General features: G+C 31.9%; 22 protein-coding genes. 7 read left to right on the top strand and 15 right to left on the bottom strand.

The genetic code is table 11. The features are described from left to right. Positions 1 to 108: 108 nt before the first annotated feature. The 3 genes from CD129_RS00010 to CD129_RS00020 form a co-directional block, all read right to left on the bottom strand. Positions 109 to 2,457: an immune inhibitor A domain-containing protein gene (locus tag CD129_RS00010; RefSeq protein WP_107509764.1), complete on the bottom strand. Its 2,349-nt coding sequence runs from the start codon at positions 2,455 to 2,457 to the stop codon at positions 109 to 111. 278 nt (positions 2,458 to 2,735) lie between these two features. After that, complete coding sequence (locus tag CD129_RS00015; protein ID WP_107509765.1) at positions 2,736 to 3,254, bottom strand: transcription repressor NadR; 519 nt, start codon at positions 3,252 to 3,254, stop codon at positions 2,736 to 2,738. A gap of 1 nt (position 3,255) precedes the next feature. Beyond that, positions 3,256 to 4,347 (bottom strand): cysteine desulfurase family protein, encoded by a 1,092-nt coding sequence (locus tag CD129_RS00020; protein ID WP_115337017.1) that lies wholly within the window; start codon positions 4,345 to 4,347, stop codon positions 3,256 to 3,258. A gap of 87 nt (positions 4,348 to 4,434) precedes the next feature. Between CD129_RS00020 and CD129_RS00025 the strand changes: the two genes are divergently transcribed. From CD129_RS00025 to nadA, 3 genes are read left to right on the top strand one after another with little or no spacing between them, the layout of a single operon-like run. Further along, entirely contained in the window at positions 4,435 to 6,009 is a 1,575-nt protein-coding gene (locus CD129_RS00025) for an L-aspartate oxidase (protein WP_053464976.1), read from the top strand. Further along, positions 5,960 to 6,793, top strand: a complete 834-nt coding sequence (nadC, locus tag CD129_RS00030) for a carboxylating nicotinate-nucleotide diphosphorylase (RefSeq protein ID WP_053464977.1) — start codon at positions 5,960 to 5,962, stop codon at positions 6,791 to 6,793. The genes CD129_RS00025 and nadC overlap by 50 nt, the downstream gene beginning before the upstream one ends. Beyond that, a complete protein-coding gene (gene nadA / locus CD129_RS00035) occupies positions 6,794 to 7,894 on the top strand; it encodes a quinolinate synthase NadA (protein WP_107509766.1) in 1,101 nt (366 codons plus the stop codon). It abuts the gene before it with no gap. 226 nt (positions 7,895 to 8,120) lie between these two features. On the opposite strand, the gene fadH is transcribed toward nadA, so the two are convergent. The 7 genes from fadH to cstR all read right to left on the bottom strand — a co-directional run bounded on the left by fadH (position 8,121) and on the right by cstR (position 16,606). After that, positions 8,121 to 8,885 (bottom strand): 2,4-dienoyl-CoA reductase, encoded by a 765-nt coding sequence (gene fadH, locus CD129_RS00040; RefSeq protein ID WP_053464979.1) that lies wholly within the window; start codon positions 8,883 to 8,885, stop codon positions 8,121 to 8,123. A gap of 189 nt (positions 8,886 to 9,074) precedes the next feature. Beyond that, entirely contained in the window at positions 9,075 to 10,412 is a 1,338-nt protein-coding gene (locus CD129_RS13345) for a hypothetical protein (RefSeq protein WP_226908943.1), read from the bottom strand. Positions 10,413 to 11,009: 597 nt separating this feature from the next. After that, positions 11,010 to 12,470, bottom strand: a complete 1,461-nt coding sequence (gene xylE / locus CD129_RS00050) for a D-xylose transporter XylE (protein ID WP_107509767.1) — start codon at positions 12,468 to 12,470, stop codon at positions 11,010 to 11,012. Between the two features lie 20 nt (positions 12,471 to 12,490). Next, on the bottom strand, positions 12,491 to 13,981 hold the full coding sequence (xylB, locus tag CD129_RS00055; protein WP_107509775.1) for a xylulokinase: 1,491 nt from the start codon (positions 13,979 to 13,981) through the stop codon (positions 12,491 to 12,493). Between the two features lie 5 nt (positions 13,982 to 13,986). After that, entirely contained in the window at positions 13,987 to 15,309 is a 1,323-nt protein-coding gene (gene xylA / locus CD129_RS00060) for a xylose isomerase (protein ID WP_107509768.1), read from the bottom strand. 281 nt (positions 15,310 to 15,590) lie between these two features. Beyond that, positions 15,591 to 16,346 carry a sulfite exporter TauE/SafE family protein gene (locus CD129_RS00065; RefSeq protein ID WP_115337016.1) on the bottom strand — a complete coding sequence of 252 codons (756 nt, stop codon included), beginning with the start codon at positions 16,344 to 16,346 and terminating at the stop codon, positions 15,591 to 15,593. Further along, positions 16,346 to 16,606 carry a persulfide-sensing transcriptional repressor CstR gene (cstR, locus tag CD129_RS00070; protein WP_107509770.1) on the bottom strand — a complete coding sequence of 87 codons (261 nt, stop codon included), beginning with the start codon at positions 16,604 to 16,606 and terminating at the stop codon, positions 16,346 to 16,348. The genes CD129_RS00065 and cstR overlap by 1 nt, the downstream gene beginning before the upstream one ends. Before the next feature lie 135 nt (positions 16,607 to 16,741). Here cstR and CD129_RS00075 point away from each other — a divergent pair, with 135 nt between their 5' ends. Both CD129_RS00075 and cstB read left to right on the top strand, forming a co-directional pair. Next, positions 16,742 to 17,806 (top strand): DsrE/DsrF/DrsH-like family protein, encoded by a 1,065-nt coding sequence (locus CD129_RS00075; RefSeq protein WP_107509771.1) that lies wholly within the window; start codon positions 16,742 to 16,744, stop codon positions 17,804 to 17,806. Positions 17,807 to 17,839: 33 nt separating this feature from the next. Continuing rightward, a complete protein-coding gene (gene cstB / locus CD129_RS00080; protein WP_115337015.1) occupies positions 17,840 to 19,174 on the top strand; it encodes a persulfide dioxygenase-sulfurtransferase CstB in 1,335 nt (444 codons plus the stop codon). 112 nt (positions 19,175 to 19,286) lie between these two features. Here cstB and CD129_RS00085 read toward each other — a convergent pair whose 3' ends face one another. Beyond that, positions 19,287 to 20,435, bottom strand: coding sequence for an ROK family transcriptional regulator (locus CD129_RS00085; RefSeq protein ID WP_115337014.1), 1,149 nt, complete (start codon positions 20,433 to 20,435; stop codon positions 19,287 to 19,289). 321 nt (positions 20,436 to 20,756) lie between these two features. Here CD129_RS00085 and psm-mec point away from each other — a divergent pair, with 321 nt between their 5' ends. Continuing rightward, on the top strand, positions 20,757 to 20,825 hold the full coding sequence (gene psm-mec / locus CD129_RS00090) for a phenol-soluble modulin PSM-mec (RefSeq protein WP_103323307.1): 69 nt from the start codon (positions 20,757 to 20,759) through the stop codon (positions 20,823 to 20,825). Between the two features lie 84 nt (positions 20,826 to 20,909). Here the strand turns inward: psm-mec and mecI are convergent, their stop codons facing one another. Then, the gene (gene mecI / locus CD129_RS00095; protein WP_000369214.1) at positions 20,910 to 21,281 is read right to left on the bottom strand and encodes a mecA-type methicillin resistance repressor MecI; all 372 of its coding nucleotides are present in this window, start codon (positions 21,279 to 21,281) and stop codon (positions 20,910 to 20,912) included. Continuing rightward, entirely contained in the window at positions 21,281 to 23,038 is a 1,758-nt protein-coding gene (gene mecR1 / locus CD129_RS00100) for a beta-lactam sensor/signal transducer MecR1 (protein WP_115337013.1), read from the bottom strand. Before mecR1 ends, mecI begins: the two co-directional genes overlap by 1 nt. Positions 23,039 to 23,134: 96 nt before the next feature. On the opposite strand from mecR1, the gene mecA reads away from it, so the two are divergent. Next, positions 23,135 to 25,144, top strand: coding sequence for a PBP2a family beta-lactam-resistant peptidoglycan transpeptidase MecA (gene mecA / locus CD129_RS00105; protein ID WP_107509774.1), 2,010 nt, complete (start codon positions 23,135 to 23,137; stop codon positions 25,142 to 25,144). A gap of 45 nt (positions 25,145 to 25,189) precedes the next feature. Here mecA and CD129_RS00110 read toward each other — a convergent pair whose 3' ends face one another. Both CD129_RS00110 and CD129_RS00115 read right to left on the bottom strand, forming a co-directional pair. Next, positions 25,190 to 25,618 (bottom strand): MaoC family dehydratase, encoded by a 429-nt coding sequence (locus CD129_RS00110; protein ID WP_000872606.1) that lies wholly within the window; start codon positions 25,616 to 25,618, stop codon positions 25,190 to 25,192. 96 nt (positions 25,619 to 25,714) lie between these two features. Continuing rightward, positions 25,715 to 26,458 (bottom strand): glycerophosphoryl diester phosphodiesterase, encoded by a 744-nt coding sequence (locus CD129_RS00115; protein ID WP_000958858.1) that lies wholly within the window; start codon positions 26,456 to 26,458, stop codon positions 25,715 to 25,717. Positions 26,459 to 26,846 lie beyond the last annotated feature (388 nt).

Genomic DNA, 26,846 nt, shown 5'->3' on the forward strand with positions numbered 1-26,846 from the left:
CTATAGAATTCAGGAAATTAGCAGCCTAGAAAATAGTGTTTTTATTAAGTTCCCATTTTAGGGGTTCAGTGCCAATTTGTCCCAGCCTCTTCTAGTCTTCTTAATTTATTATTTTGTAATTTTAACTTTGCCGACTGTATTATCTTTACTTTTTGCTGTTACTTCAAATTTCAGACCGTGATTTGGTAATAATACGCCTGCATCTTTTTGTCCTTTGTTTGAGTAATCTTTGCTGTCGTCGAACAGTGGGTTTTTCTTAATTTTATTATCATGTAATTCATAACCTTCTGCATTTTTAAGTTTCATTTGAGGCTGATGGTCTAAACTGAATGCTGCATCTCTTATTTGGAATTGTGTTGTTGCAGGATCATCTGCTACACCTTTTTTCTCCCAGTTTAATGCATTTTGATCTGCATCAACAATACTAATGAAACCTTGTCCTGGATGATTACTTACATTGTTATCAGAGAAACTCTTGTCTACATACCAAACTGTCAAACCTTTGTTATAAGACATTGTTCCTCCACCGCGTTTAATGTTTTGTAAGCCTTTATCTGGACCTGTGAAGTTTCTCCATTGTAATAAGTAATAGTTCTCGTCATATCTATTACCATCACTTTGTTCAAAGCCTTGTAATTCAAATTTAGAATCCGCTTCTGCATCATCACTTAAAATTTCTTTACCGTCATTTGATGATACTTTGATTTGGTCGATAAACCAACCTGGATTAGATTCATATTTATCAGTTACATATAAGAATCTTAGTTTTACTTTTTTACCATCGTATTTAGATAAATCGAATTTCGCATCAACATAGCCGTTAGACTTACCGTCTATACCATTACCTTGGTTTTGTCCACTTCCTGCTGGGTCATCGTTATTTGTGATACTTCCTTTAACGTTTTCCCAATTTTCACCGTCATCTGTAGATACTTGTACGTATCCGTAATCAAATCCTTGTTCGATGTCATACCAAGTTTTGAAATTTAATTCACTCGTCTTAGCTGATGTTAAATCTAAAGAAGAAGTCATAGAGTATTGAGAATCATCATCCGCTCCACTCCAGTAAGCCTCCTTACCTTGTGCTGGTTTTTGTATTAATGTAGATTTTTCAGGTAAATTAACTTTCAGAGCATCACTGTTTGTACCTTTAGTTGTTGCTTCATCAATTAATTCAGATGTTTCGCCATTAAATTCAGTTGCATCAAGCTCATTACCTGTTTGCCAGTTACCACCATGTTGTTGTTGAAGCATTTCTTTCATGTATGGATCAAATCCAGTTGGTTCAGTACCTGGAATTGCACCTGCCCAACTTCCTGAAGACATAATTGACCAGAATGATACCGGTTCGCCTTTACCTGAATATTCCGTGTCGTACTCATCTGGTAAACCTAAATCATGTCCGTATTCATGTGAGAACACGCCTGCAGCACCATCTTCTGGTTGAACAGTATAATCAATAGCTGCTAATTTACCATCGAATTGGTCAAGACCTGAATCTGTACCAGGAATTGTGTAGGGTTCTCCTTGCTCATCGAAATCAAGAGACCATCTATGAGACCAAATTGCATCAGTACCTAATTTACCGCCGCCTGCTTCTTCACCTGGACCAGAATGTACAATCATAATGTGGTCAACGATACCATCTTTTTCATCATAAACACCGTCACCATCTATATCATCACGATCCCATTGATCATAGTCACTTAAATTAATGGTTGAATCTTTAGCAGCTTGTTCCAAAGCTTCTTTAATTAATTCTTTCGGCTTACCATCACTACCGCTATCATCTGGAACGTTACCACCATAATAACTTGCATCATGTTTTGCTTTATACCAACCATGTACTTGGCCGTCTACATCATAACTGCCACCAGATTGATTTTTATAATATTGTTTCATACTCATTAAGTTCTCATCGTTTGGACCTTTATAACCATTTTCTCCAAACACCATATCTTGAAAATGAGAAATCGGGTATTCGTCATAATACATATCCGTTTCGTCTTTCGTAATCGAACTGTTTGGATAGTCTGGAAATTCCATAGCAAGTACTAGTACTTTATCTTTACGCACTTTGCCATTATATTTTTCTTCTTGAACTTTATCTACACGTTTACCGTTATTTTGTTTCTTATACATTTCTTTTTTATTTTTTTCTAATTTACCAAGACGCTTACCATTATTCCCCTTGTTATATCGCTTATCAAAAAGGCCTTTATTAGGTATGTATTTTTGACGATATTGTTCACCCTTGTCATCCATATATTGCTTTAATTTTTCGTCCTTTTGTTCAGGTGTATTCGAAGATTCAATCACACCTTCTTTTTCCAACGTTTCAAGCAAACGATCTTCATTAGGCGCGACATTATTTGCAGATGCTTGAGAAGCAAAAGCAGGTAATGCAATCAGAGCACTCAACGAAGCAATTGATAATTTCTTTAAAAATAAACTCACTTTAGAAAATCCCCCTTTTTATCTAATATAAATATATTATATACAATTATCCATAAAATAGTAGAAAGAATTCAAAAAATTCTAAATTTTATTATTTAGTATATCAAAATAATACACCCCCTATTAATTCGATAAGCCGAATAATATGGGGGTGCTAAGTTTAGAAATGTTGTGAACAGGAGGTGGGGGTGGGGATGAGTAAATCGCACGATATCTCTGGAGTCTTCGTGCGTTTTTACCGGATTCCACCTGAATCGCACGAAGTATTTCTCACATCGTTATTCTACTATATACTGATGTTGCTTTAAGTCTCTTACAGCATTGTCTAATATTTTTTCTGTATGTGCTGAGATTGTATGTAAATGCAGATTAACTGTAAGGTGTGCTAACATTTGTCCTTCGAATTTCTCCATTTCACTTATAAATTTATCTAAGTCTTCTTGGGTTTCAATCATGAGGTCTGCTTTTATACTGCCATAAACTGGATGATCGATTGCGACATCATTTATCATTGCGCCATTGTCTATAATGATTTGCAGTTCTTCTTCCATTTGCTCGTTATCATGTTGGCAAACGATTACGCGTTTATATGCTTTTCCTTGTGGTTCATTATTGATAACATAACCTCTGCTAGTAGAAGTTATCATGTGATTTTGTGATTTGAGTATAGATATATCTTTCACAATAATTTGTCTTGATACATCAAATTGTTGGCTAAGTTGCTTCCCACTAATTGGTTTATTTGATGTCTCAAGTAATTCCAGAATTTGTTCTCTTCGTTTAAAAGGGTTATTCATTTCACTGATCTCCTCTTACAATTGTTTTTAAGTGATCAAAACATTTATCAATATCTTCTTTTGTCGTAAATTTACTAATGGATAAACGTATATATTGATCGTATGTTTTTTTGGGTATTGAGTCTATTTTAACTTGTAAACCTCTACTTAACAATGCACCATGACCGCAAGCTGTTCCTGTCGATATACATATATTTCTATTTGATAGATATTGCATTATATATTGTCCTTCATATTTTGGAGACAACAATGCAACTATATGTGGTGCACACTCGCTGTAAACCATTTGTGTAAAGTATAACTCTGTCGATTTCTTTATCATATATTGCTGCATAGATTTCATATGTTGTATGTTACTTGATAAAGATAATGCTTTTGTCATTGCTATAATACTTGGTGAATCTATTGTACCATTTTGTGTATACATTTCATGTAAGTAATATTCATTTAATGGCTTCACATATTCATGATTCATTAATAATCCACCTGAACCTTTAGTTCCATGAAACTTATGTCCCGAAAATGCATATGAACTAAATGATTGTACATCGGCAGTTTCTATTTTATGTACAGCTTGCACACCATCAACATGTATTGGAACATTATGATGTCTTGCGATCTCACTTAATGCCCCTACTGGCAATATGTAACCAGTCTCTGAATTCACATGTTGAGCTATGATTAGAAGGACTTCATCTGCCATCATTTCTTTAGTTTTTTCTAAATGAATCTCCCCCGTACCCTCTAAAGGTAAGTCTAAAATTTCGAATTCTGTTTTGAAATTTTCCAATGCTGCATGTACTGAAGGATGTTCATATGGAGATACAAGTATCGTCCCTCCATTTTGTCCTTTTAAATAACTATGTATCGCAATTTCATTTGCATGTGAACCACTTCTCGTAAAAATAACTTCTTTGTTTGTTGAAAAGTGTTGCTTAATATAGTGTTTACATTCATCCAACAGTTGTCTTGTATGCAGACCTCCGATATGTAAACTTTCACTATTATAATATGCTTCTCTTTGTGTATCTTGATAAACATCTAGTACTTCACTATCAACCATCGTAGTTGATGCGTTATCTAAATAAATCATTTATAATCCCCCACTTGTTATTTATCTTTTAATGTGTCAATATATTGTATATAAAATGATAACATATATGTAAAGTAAGGTGTAAACTTGAAAAAAGTTATAATTATTGGTTCTGGAATTGCTGCATTGTCTGCTATTCGCTCACTTAATGAACATACCGAGATTTATTGCATTACGAAAGATAAATTGAATACCCATAACAGTTCACTCGCACAAGGTGGTATTTGCTTTTCTAAATTTGAGGATGATGACGGACTTTCTCATATACAAGATACTTATATAGCCGGTAATAAGCTCGGCGATATGACTGTTATTGAACCGATCATCCAACATAGTCATGAGATTATCCAGCAGATGATAGAAGAAGGTTTAACCTTTGATAAACTAGTCGATAAACATAATTTAGACTTTGCAATAGAAGGCGCTCATTCTAAGCCACGTATTCTACATATAGGCGGTGATCAAACTGGCGCGTACCTCACAAAATATTTAATCGAGCAGTTATCATCAAAAGACTTAACGATTTATGAAGAGACTGAAGTTGTTGATTTATTAAGAGACGATTCAAACGAAATATGTGGTGTTCTTGCTCTCGATAAACATGGAAATAAGACAGAATTTTTAGCGCATGATGTCATTTTAGCAACAGGTGGTTATAGTAATCTCTACCCAACTAACTCAAATGCATCAACAACGATAAGTTCAGGTCATATTATTGCTTATCACCATCAACTTCCGTTACGACATATGGAAATGATTCAATTTCATCCAACTTTACTAGGGACTAAAAGCGATACATACGGTCTCGTTTCAGAAGCTGTGAGAGGTCATGGAGGCTTTTTAGTGAACGAGTTTGGAAAGGCATTTATGAAAAATATTCATCCTCTAGGAAGTCTAGCACCTCGAGATGTTACGAGTAGAGCCATTTTCCAACAACAAACAGAAGGTCATCAATGTTTTATTAACATAGAGCATATCGAGCATTTCTCTACACGATTTCCAACAATATACCAAAATGTCATGAGCCATTTTCCAAATGAATATCACAACCATCTTATACCTGTTACACCTGGTGCACATTACACAATGGGTGGCGTTGAAACTGATATTTATGGAAGAACGGATGAGCAACATTTTTATGTAATTGGTGAGGCAAGTAACACAAACTTCCATGGTGCAAATCGTTTAGCAAGCAACTCACTTTTAGAAGGACTTGTTATGGGACACCTTTGTAGTCAAGCTATTAACCAATCTTCCATTAGAGATATTCATATGACTAATTCACAATCTTTGAGCATACCTAAAATGAATACTCAAGAAGTTGAAAGAATACGTCAGCTAAGCTCTGAAGTACTAGGTATTGAACGAAATGGTCATGATATGACGCAATATTTAAATGACATCCAGCTATGTTTAAAAAACTCTACAGTTACAACTCAATGGTCGAAAGATGATTGGCAAAGATATGTTGCCATTAAGACGTTAGAGATGGTTTGTCTATCAGCCTTAAATCGCAATGAATCAAGAGGTGTTCACTTTAGAACGGATTACCCAAATGTTCAACAAACATTACAACATACAGATATAGAAATTTTAATGGAGGATATATTTCATGCTAAACAAGTTGCACGTACAAGAAAAACTCAAACAATTTTACCTTGAAGATAATCATTATGGTGATTTATCGTCGAGCATTTTTGATATAAATCAACATGGAACATTAACGCTATTAAGTAAAGATGAAGGTGTTTTTTGTGGAGAAATCATTCTTCAAGAAAGTTTCAAAATCATCGAAAGTGATATTCAAACTGATATTGCAGTTAAAGATGGAGATTCAATTAAAAAAGGACAAGTACTTGCAGTGGTTAAAGGAAGTGTTACTACTTTACTCACTATGGAACGCATCACTTTAAATTTAATTCAACGTATGTCAGGTATCGCCACGTCTACCCATCAAATCGTTCAAAAAGTACAACATACTAACGTTAAAATTGTGGATACGAGAAAGACGACGCCTGGATTAGGTATGTTTGAAAAGCACGCTGTTCATGTAGGTGGAGGTTACAATCACCGTCGAACATTAAATGACGGATTAATGTTGAAAGACAATCATATTAGCTTTAGTAAATCAATTGATGATCTAGTATCAAAAGCTAAAAGACATATCGGACCTATGGATAAAATTGAAATCGAAATAGAAGATGAGCAAACATTGACTGAAGCTATTCAAGCAGATGTAAATATTATGATGTTCGATAATTGTACACCTGAATGGATTAAAGAACATATCGTTAAAGTACCGAGTCATATTCAAACAGAAGCTTCAGGAAACATTAACATAAACAATGTCGTTCAATATGCAGAAACAGGTGTTGATTACATTTCTATCGGTTCATTATTTTATGATCAACATGCATTAGATATCTCAGCAAAGGTGGTTATTTAAATGTTCAATCCTACAATAGAAAAAGCACAATCTATACCTGAAAAATACTTAAATATGACAACAGAACAACTAGAAAATAAAATTAAAACCATTAAAGAAGCGCTTGGTGAGCGACTATTTATGCCGACACATCATTATCAAAAAGATGAAGTAGCACAATTCGCTGATATAATGGGAGATTCTCTTGAATTAGCACGAATTTGTAAAGAAAATACTCAAGCTCAATACTTTGTTTTTAATGGTGTGCATTTTATGGCAGAAACTGCTGATATCCTTACGAACGACAATCAAAACATCTATTTACCCGATTTGTCAGCAGGTTGCTCTATGGCAGATATGGCAAATATTGATCAAGCGTTACACGGATATGATGTCTTAACGAATCGATTAGGTGATAACATACTTCCGCTTACTTACGTAAATTCAACAGCAGCTATTAAAAAATTCGTCGGCGAAAATGGTGGTTCATGTGTCACAAGTGGAAATGCAGATAGTGTGATTCAATGGGCACTAGATCAAGACAAACGCATACTGTTTCTGCCCGACCAACACTTAGGGCGCAATACCGCCTTTAAATTAGGTATTAAACTAGAAGAAATGGCCGTATGGGATCCTATTCAAAAAACATTAGAATTTGACGGAAATGATGAAGATATTAGAATTATTTTGTGGAAAGGACACTGTTCCGTTCATGAAAAGTTCTATCCAATTCATATAAAACAAGCACGTAAAAAAGACCCTAACGTCAATGTCATCGTCCATCCTGAATGTCAATTTGACATCGTACAAATGGCAGACTACGCGGGGTCTACAAAATATATTATAGATATGATAAAAAACGCACCAAAAGGCTCACATTGGGTAATCGGGACAGAGATGAATCTCGTTAATCGATTAAAAACAACTTACACAGATGTTACTATAGAATCACTCAATCCACTTATGTGTTCATGTCTCACAATGAACAGAATAGACTTACCACATTTAGCGTGGTGTCTAGATAAAATTCAAGACGGGCATAAAGAGAACATCATCAAAGTAGATAAAGAAACTGCATATTATGCCAAGCAATCATTAGAACGCATGTTGAGTATCGTATAAACAATCCTATGACTAAGAGGTGCAGCAAAATGGAGACAGAGACAATTAATTTGTCCCTGCCTCTAATTTGCTTTTTTATTGTGGATGATTTATATAGCGCTAATGTGCTTGTTTTAGGAGTCTTGCTCGTTAGAATTTCTAACGTGCTTGTTTGCCTTTTCTTGATTATTAGAATTTCTAACTCCACTCTATAACTTTATAATTTCACCATGCTTCCCACTGTTATCTAAAATGGGTTTCTATTTAACCATTGTCCACCATCCATCGTGATACAATCTCCATTTATATATTCCGCTTCTTTTGAAAATAAGAATCTAGCTAATCCTGCGATTTCTTCTGGTTGTCCCATTCTTCCTAATGGTACGCTATCTAATGTTTGTTGTTTTGCTTCTTCTGATAATGATAACTTTTTAGCGCCACCTGTATTATCTATTGGTCCTGGTGCAATAGCATTAACTGTTATACCGTATTTACTTCCCCATTCAACTGCAAGTGTTCTCGTCATTGCAAGTACACCTGCCTTAGCACTTGCTGAATGTATCACACCTGCTCCTGCAGTCCATGAATATGTTGCTACTATATTTAAAATGCGCCCTTTGTGTCCACTTTTAATCCATTCTTTACCTACTGCTTGTGAACAATAAAATGTGCCATTTAAGACGATATCAATTACAGAGTTCCAACCATTTATAGATAAATCTTCTGCTGCACATAAAAAGTTTCCTGCTGCATTATTAACAAGTCCATCTATTTTACCAAATGTTTTAATCGTTTCATCTACAGTATATTGTACTCTTTCAGTATCTCGAACATCCATATCTATACAAAGAACTTGGCCATCATATTGTTCCATTTCTTTTTTAGCTTCTTCAAGACGGTCTAGAGAGCGACCCGTTATAACAACTTTAGCACCATCAGCTGCAAATCGTTTAGCCATTGCTTTTCCCATTCCACTACTGCCACCTGTTACGATTATCACTTTATCTTTCATATATATTCTCCTTAATGTTACTATATTTGAATAAATAAATTTAGTAAGCGCTTACATATAGTGTACAATAAGTTAGAATAAAGAACAATTGAACAGCTGTTACTAATCAATAAGACTATTGTCACTCTATATCACTATAATATAAAGAACCATCCAAGCTATTTAGCCTAGATGGTTCTTTGTTCTATTTTAATATCCAGATCCTACTTTATCTCCATCTTCATCGTACTCAGTTACTTCACCATCATCATCAATAATATATGATCCGGCTAAGTTACCCTCTTTATCTTCAAATGAGAATCCCCATTTACCATCGTCTGTTTTTTCAGGTTCTTTATACGTATAAGTGTCTGTATCTAAAGTTGACCCTTCATATGATTCAACTTTATCTATAACATTTTCGCGTGTTACTTTTTCAAAACTATCTTCTGAATCAGAATCATCATTTGAATTTGATCCATCAAACATTTCGACAGTTTGTTCAATCTCATCATTCGATGCATTATAAAGTTTAACCACTTTAGGACTATTTATAATATCTTCAGATTTTCGCTGTGAGTAGTCATCATCTTCCAACCATCTTTCATCATGAAAATGTGATGGTACATCATAAATTGATATTGTGCCGTCTCCATTGTTCTTATAAACAACTTGTCCAGCAGCTGTTGGTGTACCTGCTAGTCTTTGTACACCTTTAGGATATTTAACTGTATTTTCTTCGTTATAAGGATTTAATAAATCACCTTCTATATTTTGATGCTCAAGTTCTGCATCCATTTCACTATCTCCAGAATCTCGATAACTTGGTAAAGCTGTTAACCATACTTTGGCGTAATATTCATTACTAATTGTATCTACATTAGAAGTGTCTTCATTATTTGATGGCATTGGATCACCATACTCTATTTTATTAGCTATATTTGCTACTTTACGATTGTCTTTATATTTACTGTACAAATCAGAAATATTTAATGTTTTAGAAGTTTCACTATTCTTAACTTCATTAAAGTCAAAAATTGTACTTTGGGTCATAATATAAACAACCTCTTCTTTATTCACTCCGATAATCGTCGCATAACTCCCTTTAGATTCACTCAAACCATAGAACTTCATACCATCTGGTTTATTTTTCATCTTATTGAGTTCAGGACTTTCAGAAAGCTCTAAAGTATCAACTTGTTGTTCTTGTTTCTCACCTGCACCAGAAGTTCTAGTATATTTCCCAGATAATAATTCATCACCCGTTACAATATCAGACTCTAAGCTAGGTTCAAGCATCGCCATCGCAATACTTTGTTGTTCAGTTATATTAGATTCATCCTTAATACCACTTTCATTACCATTATCTTTAGTATCTCCAGATTGCTCATTATTTGAATCACGATTGGATTTATTACTCGTTGATTCACTTTTACTATCGCTATTTGATGATTTCGTATCATCAGAATTTCCACCAATACTAAAGCTACATCCCGCAATAGTTAATGATGAAACAAGTACAATCCCAGCCAAAAACTGCTTCTTCAAAAGTACCACCCCTTAAATTTTATAATATATTTTCTAAATAAAATTATATTCGATCATTATATATTTATTACTATTGTAACAAATACTTCGTAAATTGAAATGATTATCAAATTTTGTGATAAGATATCTATGAATTATGAATATTGAAAGGAATGAAGAGAATGGGATTTAGTATTATGATTATTTCAATAATTTTAGGTATTTACTTAACTATTCAAGGAATATCTCGTAGAAGGCAAAATTTTCTATATAAGAGTTTTATTGTGATAGGCATTGCACTAATTATTTTCGCTATATATTTAGCTTTGCCCCACTAACTATTTAAAAAATGAGGTAAGTTGTAGATTAAGTACCTAATTAATCTAAGAGTTCGGCTAAGTTGTTGATTAAGTCTGGAGTTAATCTAAGAGTTTGGACAAGTTGTAGATTAAGTACCTAATTAATCTAAGAGTTCAGCCAAGTTGTAGATTAAGTACCTAGTTAATCTAAGAGTTTGACCAAGTTGTAGATTAAGTACCTAGTTAATCTAAGACATTCTCAAAATCATTTCCATACAATGAAAGGCTGAGACAAATTAATTTGTCTCAGCCTTATTATTTAACTTCTATCTTGTATTGATTCTGTGAATACTGGTGGTTCAACATTGTCTGATGCTGTTTTTACTTTTTTATCTTTTTGCCATATTGTTTCTAACTCTTCTAATGTCTTACCTTTTGTTTCAGGGATGAATTTCCAAACGAATATTCCTGATAGTATACTCATTGCTGCGTAGAATCCGTATGTCATTGTTCCACTGATATCCATCATAAATGGATATGTTGATGTGATTGTAAAGTTTGCTAACCACTGTACGGCTACGGCTATTGCCATTGCACCGCTTCTTATTCTATTAGGGAATATTTCTGATAATAATACCCAAATAATTGGTCCCCAACTCATCATAAATGAAGCTGTATAAATAACCATGAAGATTAATGTAATGATTCCGAAGATCCCATTAGCTGTTAATACACTCATACCGATCATACCGATTGCCATTCCTGTTGATCCAATTATAAGTAATGGTTTACGTCCAAATTTATCTACATAGATTATAGCAATTAATGTAAAGATTACATTTACTAATCCCATTACTACTGTTTGCATCATTGATGTATTGCTTCCTACACCTAAATTTTCAAATATTCTTGGTGCGTAATAAAGTGCAACGTTTATTCCGATAAATTGTTGGAATATTGATAGTAATATTCCGATAATAATAACTGTCTTACCGAAGCTGAATAATGGTGCTTTTATTTCTTTAGTTTTACTTTTTGTAGATAATATATCATTTAATACTTTCTTAGCATGTTCACTTGAAGAATATATTTTATTAAGTACATTTAATGCATCTTTATCTTTATTAACTAAAATTAAATACCTTGGTGTTTCAGGCACTAAGAATAATAATACGAAAAAGACGACTGCTGGAATTGCTTCTGTCATAAACATGTAACGCCAACCGATTAAATCAACCCAGCTTTGCGATTGACCGAATGTAATTCCATAGTTTACGAAGTATACGACTAACATACCAAATATAATTGCAAACTGATTCCAAGACACAAGTCTACCTCTTATTGAGGATGGTGAAATCTCACTGATATACATTGGTGAAATTGCAGAAGCTAATCCTACACCAATACCACCTATAATACGATAGATGTTAAACATAATAAGTAATCCAAGTGTTGATTCTCCTCTATCAAAAAACAGAAATTCTGGATAACCTGATAAAACAGCAGAGATTATAAATAGTATAGCTGCTACTTGTAAAGATTTCTTACGTCCTAAACTTTTTGAAATATTTGAAGATAATATTCCACCTATGATACACCCTATTAATGCACTTGATACGGTTATACCATGTACGAAACTCCCATAATCAGCTGTAATATATTTTTGTAATGATTGTTCTGCACCAGAAATTACTGCTGTATCGTAACCAAATAATAGTCCACCAAGAGTTGCTATTAACGCAATCTTAAAGATAAACTTCTTATTATCATAACTACTCATTACCCCATCTCCCCAGTTCTTTATTTAAATTGAGTTAAACCTTTCGTTATTGGCTGAGTTGCAGTATAAATTAATTTATAGATGTTAAATAGTTTTTCATATGATTCTGTATGACTCGAAATAGGTGATACGTGCTCACGATAATTAATCCAAGTTTCGTTCATATCATTGAATGAATTAAACCATTGTTCACCCATTGCTGCTAGCATAGCTGCACCATATGCAGGGCCTTGTTCTTCTGTTCTTGTTGTAATTGGTACATTAAAGACATCTGCTTGAATTTGTAGCCATTCTGCATTTTTAGCACTGCCACCGATAGATACAATTTCTTTAATATCTATATCTTTACTTCTCATAATTTCAATACTTTCATTTATAGAATATGTAATGCCTTCAAGAACAGAACGTTTCATATCCAATTGAGTTGTATTTGCATCTAAGCCTATAAAGCTACCCCTAATAGATGCATCGTTATACGGTGTACGTTCACCTAATAAATATGGTGTATACATCAAACCATTTGATCCTAATTTTGATTTTGAAATATCTTGTAAAAATGTATTAAAGTCTTCAGATGGCTCAATCAATTGTTTGAGCCACTCTAAACTATAACCTGCAGAAAGTGTTACACCCATTACGTATTTTTGATTTGGTACACAATGACTGAAATAATGCATATTACCATCATTCTCGTAATTCGCACTATTCTCAATAGATAGTGCCACACCTGAAGTTCCAATACTTACAAGTTGTTTCGTTTCATCTGTAATTCCTGAACCGAGTGCTCCACAAGCATTGTCAGCTCCACCTTGATAAACATTTATTTCCCAGTCAATATTTAACTTCTCTTTAATGTCTTTTGTTAAAGTACCGCTTCTATCATGGGAAGCTATTACATCTGGACAAATCTTAGAATCAATATTTAATTGATTTAATATTTCTTTAGACCATTTTTCAGATTTAATGTTATACATAATTGTTCCAGCAGCATCCGATGGCTCGGTATAAATATTGCCAGTCAATTTATAAACGACATAGTCTTTAGGTAACATAAACTTATGAATTTTATTATAATTTTCTGGTTCATGTGCTTTTAACCACATTAATTTAGGAAGTGTAAATCCTTCGAGGACTGTATTTTGTGTATGTTTAAGTAACGTTTCTATACCAATAGCTTGTTTAATGTCTTCAACTTCTTGAGATGTTCGCGTATCATTCCATAAAATAGCTGGTCTTATACTCTTACCATCTTCATCAACGACAACTAAACCATGCATTTGTCCTGAAAAACTAATACCTGAAATCGTTTCTTTATCAAACTTGCTTAATAAGTGATTTAAACTATCTAATGTTGCTTTGTACCAAATATTTGGATCCATTTCGCTGTAACCAGATTGTGGATGCTCAGTCTTATAGCTAATACTGTGTGAATCAACTACTTCACCTTTTTTATTAACTACTATCGATTTCAATCCACTCGTACCGATATCAATGCCAATTACGAAGTTCATCATTATCAGTCTCCATTATTAATATTTAAAATATATTGATTAATTTGAGTTTTAATAACTTCTAAATGATCAGATTCATTCTCGATTTTTTTAATATTATGTGCGTATTCTTCAAGTTCTTTAAATGAAGTAGTACCTTCTACAATTTGTTTACCTATACCTTCATTAAATGATTGGTATTTTTTATTAATAATATTTTCAAAGAACTTATCTTCTATCATTTTGTAAGCTACTTTTAAACCTAATGCAAATGTATCCATACCTGAAATATGTGTTAATAATAAATCTTCTTGTTTAAATGAAGTTCTTCTAGGTTTAGCATCAAAGTTTAAACCACCTGGAGTTAAGCCACCATTCTTAAGAATTTCGTACATAGCTAAAGTTGTATCATACACATCAGTTGGAAATTCATCCGTATCCCAGCCTAATTGTGGATGGCCCTGGTTAGCATCAACTGAACCTAACAATTGATTATCACGTGCATATCTCAACTCGTGTTGGAAAGTATGCCCAGCTAAAGTTGCATGGTTTGCTTCAATATTAAATTTGAAGATTTTATCTAAACCATATTTTTGTAAAAATGCATGTCCAGTAGCAACATCTGTATCATATTGATGAGAAGTTGGTTCTTTCGGTTTAGGTTCAATTAAAAATTGTCCTTCGTAACCAATTTCTTCAGCATAACTCTTCGCCATTTTGAAGAAATTAGCTAAGTTATCTAATTCTAATTTCATATCAGTATTTAATAAGCTTTCGTAACCTTCACGACCTCCCCAGAATACAAAGTTTTCAGAACCTAGCTTTTTAGCAATTTCTAAAGATTTTTTAACTTTTGCTGCTGCATATGCATATACTTTAGCATTAGAAGAAGTTGCTGCACCATGAACAAAACGCTCGTGAGTGAAATTGTTAGTTGTATTCCATAATAATTTCTTACCAGTCTGTTTCATCTTCTCTTGAATTAAATCTACAATCACATCTAAATTTTCATTAGATTCTTTTAAAGTTTTACCTTCTGGAGCAATATCTACATCGTGGAAACAGAAATATTCGATACTTAATTTTTCCATGAATTCAAAAATTGCTTCAACACGAGCCTTCGCTTTACCCATTTCATCTAAATTATCCCAATCACGCTCAGCCGTACCAACACCGAATGGATCTGAAAGGTCAGCTGTGAACGTATGCCAGTATGCAACACTAAATCTTAAATGTTCCGCCATCGTTTTGTCGCCAAGTTTTTCTTCTGGATTATAATATTTAAAACTAAATATATTATTTGAATTAGAACCTTCGTATTTTATTTTATCAACGTTAAAGTATGTCATGATAATCCCCCTAGTTTTAGTTGGTTAGTTTATTAAACAAACTAACTTTAAAAACAATATAGCATAACGAAATAAATATGTAAACGCTTACTCATTAAATTAAAAATATAGATTTAACCCAAATTTATTTTCATAACTTCTAGCTATTAGTGATCAGGTAAAATCTAAAAAATTCAAATATAAAAAAGGAGTGGGTAGAAATCTAATTTTATGAAAAAGATTTCGTATCCCACTCCTTTTAACCTATTATAGAAAATATCCTACATAAGTCATATGTGCAATTAAATTATAAATTGTATTATGGCGATTACTATTAATATAATTAGCATTCCTCGTTGAATAGAATCAGGTACTTTCTTACCCACTTTCAATCCTATCGGTGCAAAAATAATACTACCAATTATCAAAAAAATTGCACTTTCTACTGGTATATATCCTTGCATTAATTTTATAAAAAATGCCCCTACTGAAGATATAAAAGCAATTGCTATGCTATTGTTCACTACCGTATTCATTGGTAATTTAAATAATGCTAATAATACAGGAATGATGATAAATGCTCCACCTGCACCCACAATTCCCGAAATTACACCAATTCCAAATCCAACTATAATAAGTAGCAAAGGTTTAGATTTCGTCTCTTGTGTAGTAGGTTTAACTTTAATAAACATCAATATTAAAGCAAGTATGGCGATTATTACATATACCGTATTTACAAAAGTAGCATTAAACAAACTAGCTAAAATTGCCCCTAACATGCTTCCAATCAACATACCCCCTCCCATATATATAACAAGTTTAGGAGAGAAAGCTGGTTGTTTTCTTGCATTTAATGATCCACTAAGTGTACTGAAAAATACTTGACTAGAGGTAAGTCCCGAAGCAATATATGCACTATACGCAGGTATACCTATTAATGGTGGCAATATAAGAATAGCTGGGTAAATAATAATTGCGCCCCCAATACCTATTAATCCAGATATAAATCCACCCAGTACGCTAATTAGCAACATAATAGTCATATTTGCTATATCCATTATTTACTTTTAACTAATAAATTAACTGCTTCATTAATTAATTCTTGAGAACTTTCATTATTTTCTTCTGCTGTTTTGACGCATTCTATTAAATTTTTACTAATTATAATCCCCATTAAACGTTGTATAGAACCTTTAGATGCACTAAGTTGCGTAATTATATCTTTGCAATCTTTTTCTTCTTCCATCATTTTTACGACACCATTTAATTGACCTTGTATTCTATTTATACGATTAATCATTTTTTTATCATAAGTCACATTCATTTCCTCCACATAAATTGATTAAGTTAATATTAATAAATTAAAACAAAATTGTCAAATACCCCTATAGGTATTTGACAAATGATTCTATCCGTTTTATTATACCCTCATAGGTATTTATAGGAGGTAAGTATGGAACAATACAAAGAAGTACACATTAATTCATTAAACAAAGAAGAATTAGAAAAATTGGCAAAAATGGGTCAATTGATTGATGTTAGAACAAAAGAAGAATATGAATTAGGACACATTAACGGTTCAACTTTACACCCAGTAGAAGAGATTAAATCATTCAATAAGAATAGCAACAAAACGTATTATATACATTGTAAAAGCGGTAACCGAAGCACTAAAGCTTGCGATTATTTAGCCAAACAAGGTTATGATGTCGTGAATTTAAAGGGTGGATATAAAGATTATGAAGCAAAGAACTTCAATAGTGCTCCTTTAATAGAAAAAGATATTGAAATCAAAGAGAATCGTAAACAATTTGATTTTAGAGGTCTTCAGTGCCCTGGACCTATTGTTAATATCAGTAAAGAAATTAACAAGATTTCAACGGGTGAGCAAATCGAGGTAACAGTTACAGATCCTGGTTTCAATAGTGATATTAAAAGTTGGGCGAAACAAACAGGGAATACCCTTGTAAATCTTACTGAAGAAGCAAATGTAATTAATGCAATTATTCAAAAAGAAAAGCCAAAAGAATTTGAAATCAATGACACTGCTACAGGTACAACAATTGTTTTATTTAGCGGTGAGTTAGATAAGGCAGTAGCAGCAATGATCATCGCAAATGGCGCTAAAGCAGCAGGTAAAGATGTAACTATTTTCTTTACTTTTTGGGGCCTCAACGCATTAAAAAAAGCGCAATCAACTCGCGTTAAAAAGAAAGGTATTTCCAAAATGTTTGACCTTATGTTACCTAAGGATCCAATACATATGCCATTATCAAAAATGAATATGTTTGGACTAGGTAATATTATGATGCGTTATGTAATGAACAAGAAAAATGTTGATTCTTTATACTCACTTATCGATCAAGCAATCGATCAAGATATAAAGTTAATTGCTTGTACCATGAGTATGGATGTTATGGGAATTTCAAAAGAAGAATTAAGAGATGAAGTCGATTATGGTGGCGTAGGTACTTATATTGGACATACTGAGCAAGCAAATCATAACTTATTTATCTAATTAATAAAATCTATTTTAAAAAGGAGTTTTTTTATGTTTTTCAAACAATTTTATGAAGACAATTTGTCACAAGCATCTTATTTAATTGGATGTCAACGTACAGGAGAAGCAATGATTATTGACCCTAAACGAGATTTAACAAAATATTTAAAAGTTGCAGATAAAGAAGGATTCACAATTACTAAAGCTGCAGAAACACATATTCATGCTGATTTTGCTTCAGGTATTAGAGATGTGGCAAATAAATTGAATGCAAGTATATACGTATCTGATGAAGGTAAAGATGAATTTAATTATAAAAATATGCCTAAACAAACACATTTCGTTAAGCATCAAGATATTATCTATTTAGGAAAGATTAAATTAGAAGTCTTACACACTCCAGGCCATACCCCTGAGAGTATTAGTTTTTTACTTACTGACGAAGGTGGGAGTTCCAGTATACCAATGGGATTATTTAGCGGTGACTTCATCTTTGTTGGTGATGTAGGTAGACCAGATCTATTAGAAAAAGCTGTAAATGTTGAAGGTTCTACAAAAATCGGAGCAAAACAAATGTATCAGTCCATACAATTTGCTGCAACATTACCAGACTATATTCAAATTTGGCCAGGTCATGGTGCAGGGAGTCCTTGTGGTAAAGCGCTAGGTTCATTACCTACAACTACTTTGGGTTATGAGAAAATAAACAACTGGGCTTTTAATGTTAAAGATGAAACTTCATTTATCGAAACTTTAACACTCAATCAGCCAGCTCCACCACACCATTTTTCACAAATGAAAAAAATAAATCAATTTGGTATGCAAATGTACCAACCATATAATGTTTACCCTAGTTCAAGCAATACACAAACTGCTTTTGATCTTCGAAGTAAAGAAGCATTCCATGGTGGTCATATGCATGGAACTATCAATATTCCTTTTAATAAAACTTTTATAAATCAAATTGGTTGGTATTTAGATTATGACAAAGATATTGAATTAATTGGCGATAAATCTACCGTTCAACAAGCTATTCATGCTTTACAATTAATTGGTTTTGAAAATGTAAAAAGTTACCGTTTGCCACAAACAAATATCGTCACATCATCTATTCATAGTTCTGAAATGACTGGTGAAGAACATAATGTATTAGATGTTCGTAATGATGATGAATGGCGTAAAGGTCATTTAAAACAAGCAATTCATATTCCTCACGGTAAACTTTTAAATGAAGATATACCTTTCGATAAAAATGACCTAATTTATGTACATTGTCAATCAGATGTTAGAAGTTCAATAGCGGTAGGAATATTAGAATATAAAGGATTTACGAATATTGTTAACGTTAGAGGTGGCTATCAACATTTACCAGCATCTTTAAAATAGTTTTCTTCTGCAATAGAACTATAAAAATCCCTCAATCCGAAAATTCAATTCGGATTGAGGGATTTTTTATAAAGACAATTACGAACTTTGATTATTCATTTGAATTAGTCTTTTATGATTTTATATCTAAGTATATATCATTAATCTGCAGTACTTTTTGGATAATTGCTAATGTGCCACCTAACAAAGTTGCAAATTTCACATTTGATGTTAATTTTATTTGAATTTCGTTACGTGAATATTGTTTGAACTGGTTCTTAATTGCTTCTAATATTTCAGGCATTTCATTGAACAATGGACAGTTAATGTAAATTGCATTCGGATTAAACTGGGTGTTTAAATTATGTATTAAAACAGCAATTTTATTTATAAATTGTTCCATTTCTTCAACTACGACTGGATTTTTTTCATTATAAAATTGAATTAATTTGCTAAGCGTCATCTTCTCATTTAGTTGATTACTTAAATTATGCAGTAAAGCTTCTTGTGAAAAAATATCTTCAATCTTATGAAAGATCTCCACATTATCGCTAACTTTTGAGACAAGTGTTTTTCCAATTTCACCCGCTTCCCCATTTGCACCACGATACAATTGATTATTAATAATAAGCCCAGCACCAATACCTTTATGTATACTTAAAGCAATAAGATTATTGTAGGATAAATTATGATTAAAATTACGTTCATATAACGCTGAAAGATTCGCTTCATTTTCAACTACGACTGGAACATTAGTAATTTCTTTTATTTTCTTAGCAATTGAAATTCCTTCAGTTTCATGGAAAGGTAAATATGTCACATGCTGCTCATTATCCACAACTCCATGTATAGAAACAGACACACCTAATAGTCCGTTATAAGTATCAAGTTTCTCCTGAATATCAATATGTTTTTTTATTATGCTTAATATACTACTAACCTTTTCATCAGGTAAATCATAAGATTCATGCTTAATGACATTACCATCAAAATAATTGTACATCACTTCAACAGAACTATAAGTTAAATCCAAAGAAATAAAATAACCATAAAGATGATTAACCTTCAGAAGAATAGGTTTTCTACCACCACTCTTCGTGCTATCACCCTCACCAACCTCATTAACAAGAGATTTATACTTTAACTTATTCAAAATACTAGAAATCGTTGCCTTATTAATCTCAAGATTTTTAGATATTTGAGTACGCGAAATATTATGATGGTTATAAATTTCCCTTAGCACTCTTTTTTCATTATCATTTATATTTAAAATATTTTCCATAATTGCCTACCCCATAAGTTATTTTGAATTTAGTTTATAGTTTATCATGTATTTTTATACCAACTATTTTAACATAAATTAAATTAAACCTTAGAACAACTTAAAACCTCACTTAGGTTATCATCTTCGTTCTTTTATTTTTTTTTTATTATTTCAATAAATTACGTATTTCCAATATGACGATTTTTTATGCAAAGTCGTTGTATGTTTTTCAAATTTTTGACATTTATGCAATCTAAATAGCCAATTAGGGAATTTTTAACATTTTTTATTTGTTTGATTTTATACTTAATGTATCTTAAATAGAAAGAGGGTATGCATATGGATTTCACTGGTGTTATTACAAGCATTATTGATTTAATCAAGACTTGCATTCAGACTTTCGGTTAATTTTTTCAACTAAAAAACAGAGGAAATATTCAACGACTTGATTGTTTCCTCTGTTTTCTATGTATTGTTGTAAATACAACAATTTTATTTTTTATTCAATATATTTCTCAATTCTTCTATTTCATCTTGTGATAGATCTTCTTTTTCTACAAAGTTTAAGACAAGTGAATTGAAACCGCCTTTGTATACTTTATTGATAAAGTTTTTAGATGTTTTATATTTTATATCACTTTCTTCTACAAGAGAGTAATATTGAAAAATTTTATTGTCTTTTTTACGATCTATAAATCCCTTTTTATACAATCTCGTTATAAGTGTACGAATGGTTTTTGGACTCCAGTCCTTTTGCATTTGTATTTCTTCTATTATATTATTCGCACTTGCATATTTTTTCATCCAAATGATATTCATAACTTCCCATTCTGCAGATGATATTTCATACGTTTTATTATCCATTATATTAACTCCATTTCTTTTAAAATACGCTCAGAAATTTGTTGTGCTTTTTCGCCATTCGCATTGTCTTCGCCTTTTAAATGTGTAGCAAAATAATACGTATTATCTTTCGTTTCAACATAACCTACGAACCATCCATTTGCTTCTTTGTGATTCACGATTCCTGTTCCAGTTTTACCTACATATTTATAAGTATCTTTTTGTTTCAAAGTCATACTATTTTCAACTTTTTCAATAGCCTTATTATCAAAATGCATGTTATGTTGTTTCATATTTTTCAACAAATTAACCTGTTCTATTGCAGAAATTTTTAATGAAGATTCATTCCAATAATTTTCATTCCCTGATATTTCTTCATTACCATATTCAATTTGATCTAAATAAGATTTAACCTCATCTTGTCTTAAATGTTTGTTTAAATTTTCGTAATACCAATTTACTGAATATTTCATTGAAGAATTTAAATTTTGATCTTGGTTCCATTCTTTAAATGGATATTGATGTTTATCCCATTGTTGTTCAGTATGATTTAATGAGAGTAAATTTTGGTCGAATGCCATTAACGCTAAATAAATTTTGTAAGTAGAATTAGGTGAATATCGTTGTTTACTTTCTGGTTCATTATAAATATAATAAGCTTGCTCCCGCTCATTATAAAGCACAAAACTTCCATCAAATCCTTTGAAATACGGAGCTAGTTGATTTAATTTTTTATATGATACATTTGTTTCATATTTGTCTTGTTGAACATGTGCAGATAGTAACGGTGCTTGTATTAAAAGCGATATACTACATACAATATACGCAACAATACGCTTGTTTCGATTAGGTTTAGGTATTGAATCATAAAGTGCAATATACTTAACACGTTCTTTAATATTTGAATTAAAACCTAGTAAATATTGTGCTGCCACATTATTTATGTGATGAGATTTTAAAATAGAGCATTTTAATATCGATTCACCATAACGTATATGTTCATGTCGATTCAAAATTTTTAAAACGTTTCTATCACATACTTTTTCACAGTCATTGTCCATCATTGTTTTACTTATATATAGTGCAGGATTAAACCAGAATATCATTTTAAAAACAACATAAAGCTGGTTGAATATTAAGTCATGACTTTTCACATGTGATAGTTCATGTAGAATAATATATTCAATTTCTTTGTCATTCATGGTTTCGACTACGACAGTTGGTAGTACAATTTGGGATTTCACTAAACCAAATACCATCGGATTATCAATGTTTGAACTATAACTAATTGTTATATGCTTTTTGTAGAACTGCATCTTACTTTGACATACTTTAAGTCGTTCATTAAGATATGGCGATTCCAATGACGAACTTTTAATAATATCAATTTGTCGGAATGCCTTAATCATATAAAATAAGCACAACAAACTACCAAATACCCATATCAAAAGAATCATATACGTTATATTTGAGGTCTCAAACTGATTAACATTAATTGCTAAGTCTTTCGTAACAGATGATTGTTGACCATCTAACATATGACTAACCGAAGAAGTCGTGTCAGATACATTTCGATTCATCATATCTTTTGAAAATGTAAAATTCGATATTTTGTAAAATGGTATTAATGGAATTAACGTGGAGACGAGCACTAATAACCAAATCTTATGTGACATAATATTTTGAGTATATTTTATATAGAGCATTCTCACTAAAAAAATTACACATATCGTGAGCAATGAACTGATTATACTTAACATTAAAAAAGATGATAACACCTGCTACACCTCCATATCACAAAAATTATAACATTATTTTGACATAAATACTACATTTGTAATATACTACAAATGTAGTCCTATATAAGGAGGATATTGATGAAAAAGATAAAAATTGTTCCACTTATTTTAATAGTTGTAGTTGTCGGGTTTGGTATATATTTTTATGCTTCAAAAGATAAAGAAATTAATAATACTATTGATGCAATTGAAGATAAAAATTTCAAACAAGTTTATAAAGATAGCAGTTATATTTCTAAAAGCGATAATGGTGAAGTAGAAATGACTGAACGTCCGATAAAAATATATAAAAGTTTAGGCGTTAAAGATATAAACATTCAGGATCGTAAAATAAAAAAAGTATCTAAAAATAAAAAACGAGTAGATGCTCAATATAAAATTAAAACAAACTACGGTAACATTGATCGCAACGTTCAATTTAATTTTGTTAAAGAAGATGGTATGTGGAAGTTAGATTGGGATCATAGCGTCATTATTCCAGGAATGCAGAAAGACCAAAGCATACATATTGAAAATTTAAAATCAGAACGTGGTAAAATTTTAGACCGAAACAATGTGGAATTGGCCAATACAGGAACAGCATATGAGATAGGCATCGTTCCAAAGAATGTATCTAAAAAAGATTATAAAGCAATCGCTAAAGAACTAAGTATTTCTGAAGACTATATCAAACAACAAATGGATCAAAATTGGGTACAAGATGATACCTTCGTTCCACTTAAAACCGTTAAAAAAATGGATGAAGATTTAAGTGATTTCGCAAAAAAATTTCATCTTACAACTAATGAAACAGAAAGTCGTAACTATCCTCTAGAAAAAGCGACTTCACATCTATTAGGTTATGTTGGTCCCATTAACTCTGAAGAATTAAAACAAAAAGAATATAAAGGCTATAAAGATGATGCAGTTATTGGTAAAAAGGGACTCGAAAAACTTTACGATAAAAAGCTCCAACATGAAGATGGCTATCGTGTCACAATCGTTGACGATAATAGCAATACAATCGCACATACATTAATAGAGAAAAAGAAAAAAGATGGCAAAGATATTCAACTAACTATTGATGCTAAAGTTCAAAAGAGTATTTATAACAACATGAAAAATGATTATGGCTCAGGTACTGCTATCCACCCTCAAACAGGTGAATTATTAGCACTTGTAAGCACACCTTCATATGACGTCTATCCATTTATGTATGGCATGAGTAACGAAGAATATAATAAATTAACCGAAGATAAAAAAGAACCTCTGCTCAACAAGTTCCAGATTACAACTTCACCAGGTTCAACTCAAAAAATATTAACAGCAATGATTGGGTTAAATAACAAAACATTAGACGATAAAACAAGTTATAAAATCGATGGTAAAGGTTGGCAAAAAGATAAATCTTGGGGTGGTTACAACGTTACAAGATATGAAGTGGTAAATGGTAATATCGACTTAAAACAAGCAATAGAATCATCAGATAACATTTTCTTTGCTAGAGTAGCACTCGAATTAGGCAGTAAGAAATTTGAAAAAGGCATGAAAAAACTAGGTGTTGGTGAAGATATACCAAGTGATTATCCATTTTATAATGCTCAAATTTCAAACAAAAATTTAGATAATGAAATATTATTAGCTGATTCAGGTTACGGACAAGGTGAAATACTGATTAACCCAGTACAGATCCTTTCAATCTATAGCGCATTAGAAAATAATGGCAATATTAACGCACCTCACTTATTAAAAGACACGAAAAACAAAGTTTGGAAGAAAAATATTATTTCCAAAGAAAATATCAATCTATTAACTGATGGTATGCAACAAGTCGTAAATAAAACACATAAAGAAGATATTTATAGATCTTATGCAAACTTAATTGGCAAATCCGGTACTGCAGAACTCAAAATGAAACAAGGAGAAACTGGCAGACAAATTGGGTGGTTTATATCATATGATAAAGATAATCCAAACATGATGATGGCTATTAATGTTAAAGATGTACAAGATAAAGGAATGGCTAGCTACAATGCCAAAATCTCAGGTAAAGTGTATGATGAGCTATATGAGAACGGTAATAAAAAATACGATATAGATGAATAACAAAACAGTGAAGCAATCCGTAACGATGGTTGCTTCACTGTTTTATTATGAATTATTAATAAGTGCTGTTACTTCTCCCTTAAATACAATTTCTTCATTTTCATTGTATGTTGAAAGTGACACTGTAACGAGTCCATTTTCTTTTTTTATGGATTTCTTATTTGTAATTTCAGCGATAACGTACAATGTATTACCTGGGTATACAGGTTTAATAAATTTAACGTTATTCATTTGTGTTCCTGCTACAACTTCTTCTCCGTATTTACCTTCTTCTACCCATAATTTAAATGATATTGAAAGTGTATGCATGCCAGATGCAATGATACCTTTAAATCTACTTTGTTCTGCTTTTTCTTTATCTATATGCATATATTGAGGATCAAAAGTTGTTGCAAATTGGATAATTTCTTCTTCTGTAATATGAAGGCTTTTTGTTTTGAATGTTTCTCCTACTATAAAATCATCGTATTTCATATATGTCTCTCTTTCTTATTCAAATTAATTTTTTAGTATGTAACATGTTAAAGGTAAGTCTACCGTCACTGAAACGTAAGACTCACCTCTAACTTTCTATTGAGACAAATGCACCATTTTATCTGCATTGTCTGTAAAGATACCATCAACTCCCCAATTAGCAAGTTGGTTTGCACGTGCTGGTTTGTTTACAGTCCATACGTTCAATTCATAACCCGCTTCTTTTACCATTTTTACTTTTGCTTTAGTAAGTTTGGCATCTTCAGTGTTTACTATTTTAGCATTACAGTAATCTAAAAGTGTTCTCCAGTCTTCACGAAACGAAGTTGTATGGAATATAACTGCTCTGTTATATTGTGGCATGATTTCTTCTGCAAGTTTAACAAGCACAACATTAAAGCTTGAAATGAGCACTTCTTGATTCTGATTTAAGTTTGTTAATTGTTCTTCCACTTGCTTAACCATACTTTTAGAAAGTGCTAGTCCATTCGGTCCAGTAATACCTTTTAATTCTACATTTAAATTCATATTATATTCATTTGCTATTTTTACTACATCATCGAAAGTTGGCAAATGTTCATCTTTGAATTTTTCACCAAACCAAGATCCTGCAGAAGCATCTTTAATTTCATCATAATTCAATTCAGTTATTTCCCCGGACATATTTGTAGTCCGTTCTAAATAATCATCATGAATGATAATCAGTTGTTCATCTTTTGTAATTGCAACATCTAACTCCAACCAGTTTATACCTTCTACTTCTGAAGCAGCTTTAAATGATGCAATTGTATTTTCCGGAGCTTTACTAGGTAATCCTCTATGTCCATATACAGTTAGCATATTACCTCTCCTTGCATTTTTATTTTTTTAATTAACGTAACTGTATTATCACATTAATCGCACTTTTATTTCCATTAAAAAGAGATGAATATCATAAATAAAGAAGTCGATAGATTCGTATTGATTATGGAGTTAATCTACGTCTCATCTCATTTTTAAAAAATCATTTATGTCCCAAGCTCCATTTTGTAATCAAGTCTAGTTTTTCTGTACCCCTTATCTGCAATTTTACTTAGGATTGCTTTTAACTTACCCCTTATCAGCAATTTTACTGAGAATTGCTTTTAACGTACCTCTTATCGAATATGTCCATATAATTGTGTAATAAAATAAGAGCCATATATAGCTCACTTTAGTACAATGTAATCGACTAAGAAAAAATTGTAGA

Source organism: Mammaliicoccus fleurettii, assembly GCF_003970575.1.
Taxonomy (GTDB): Bacteria; Bacillota; Bacilli; order Staphylococcales; family Staphylococcaceae; genus Mammaliicoccus; species Mammaliicoccus fleurettii.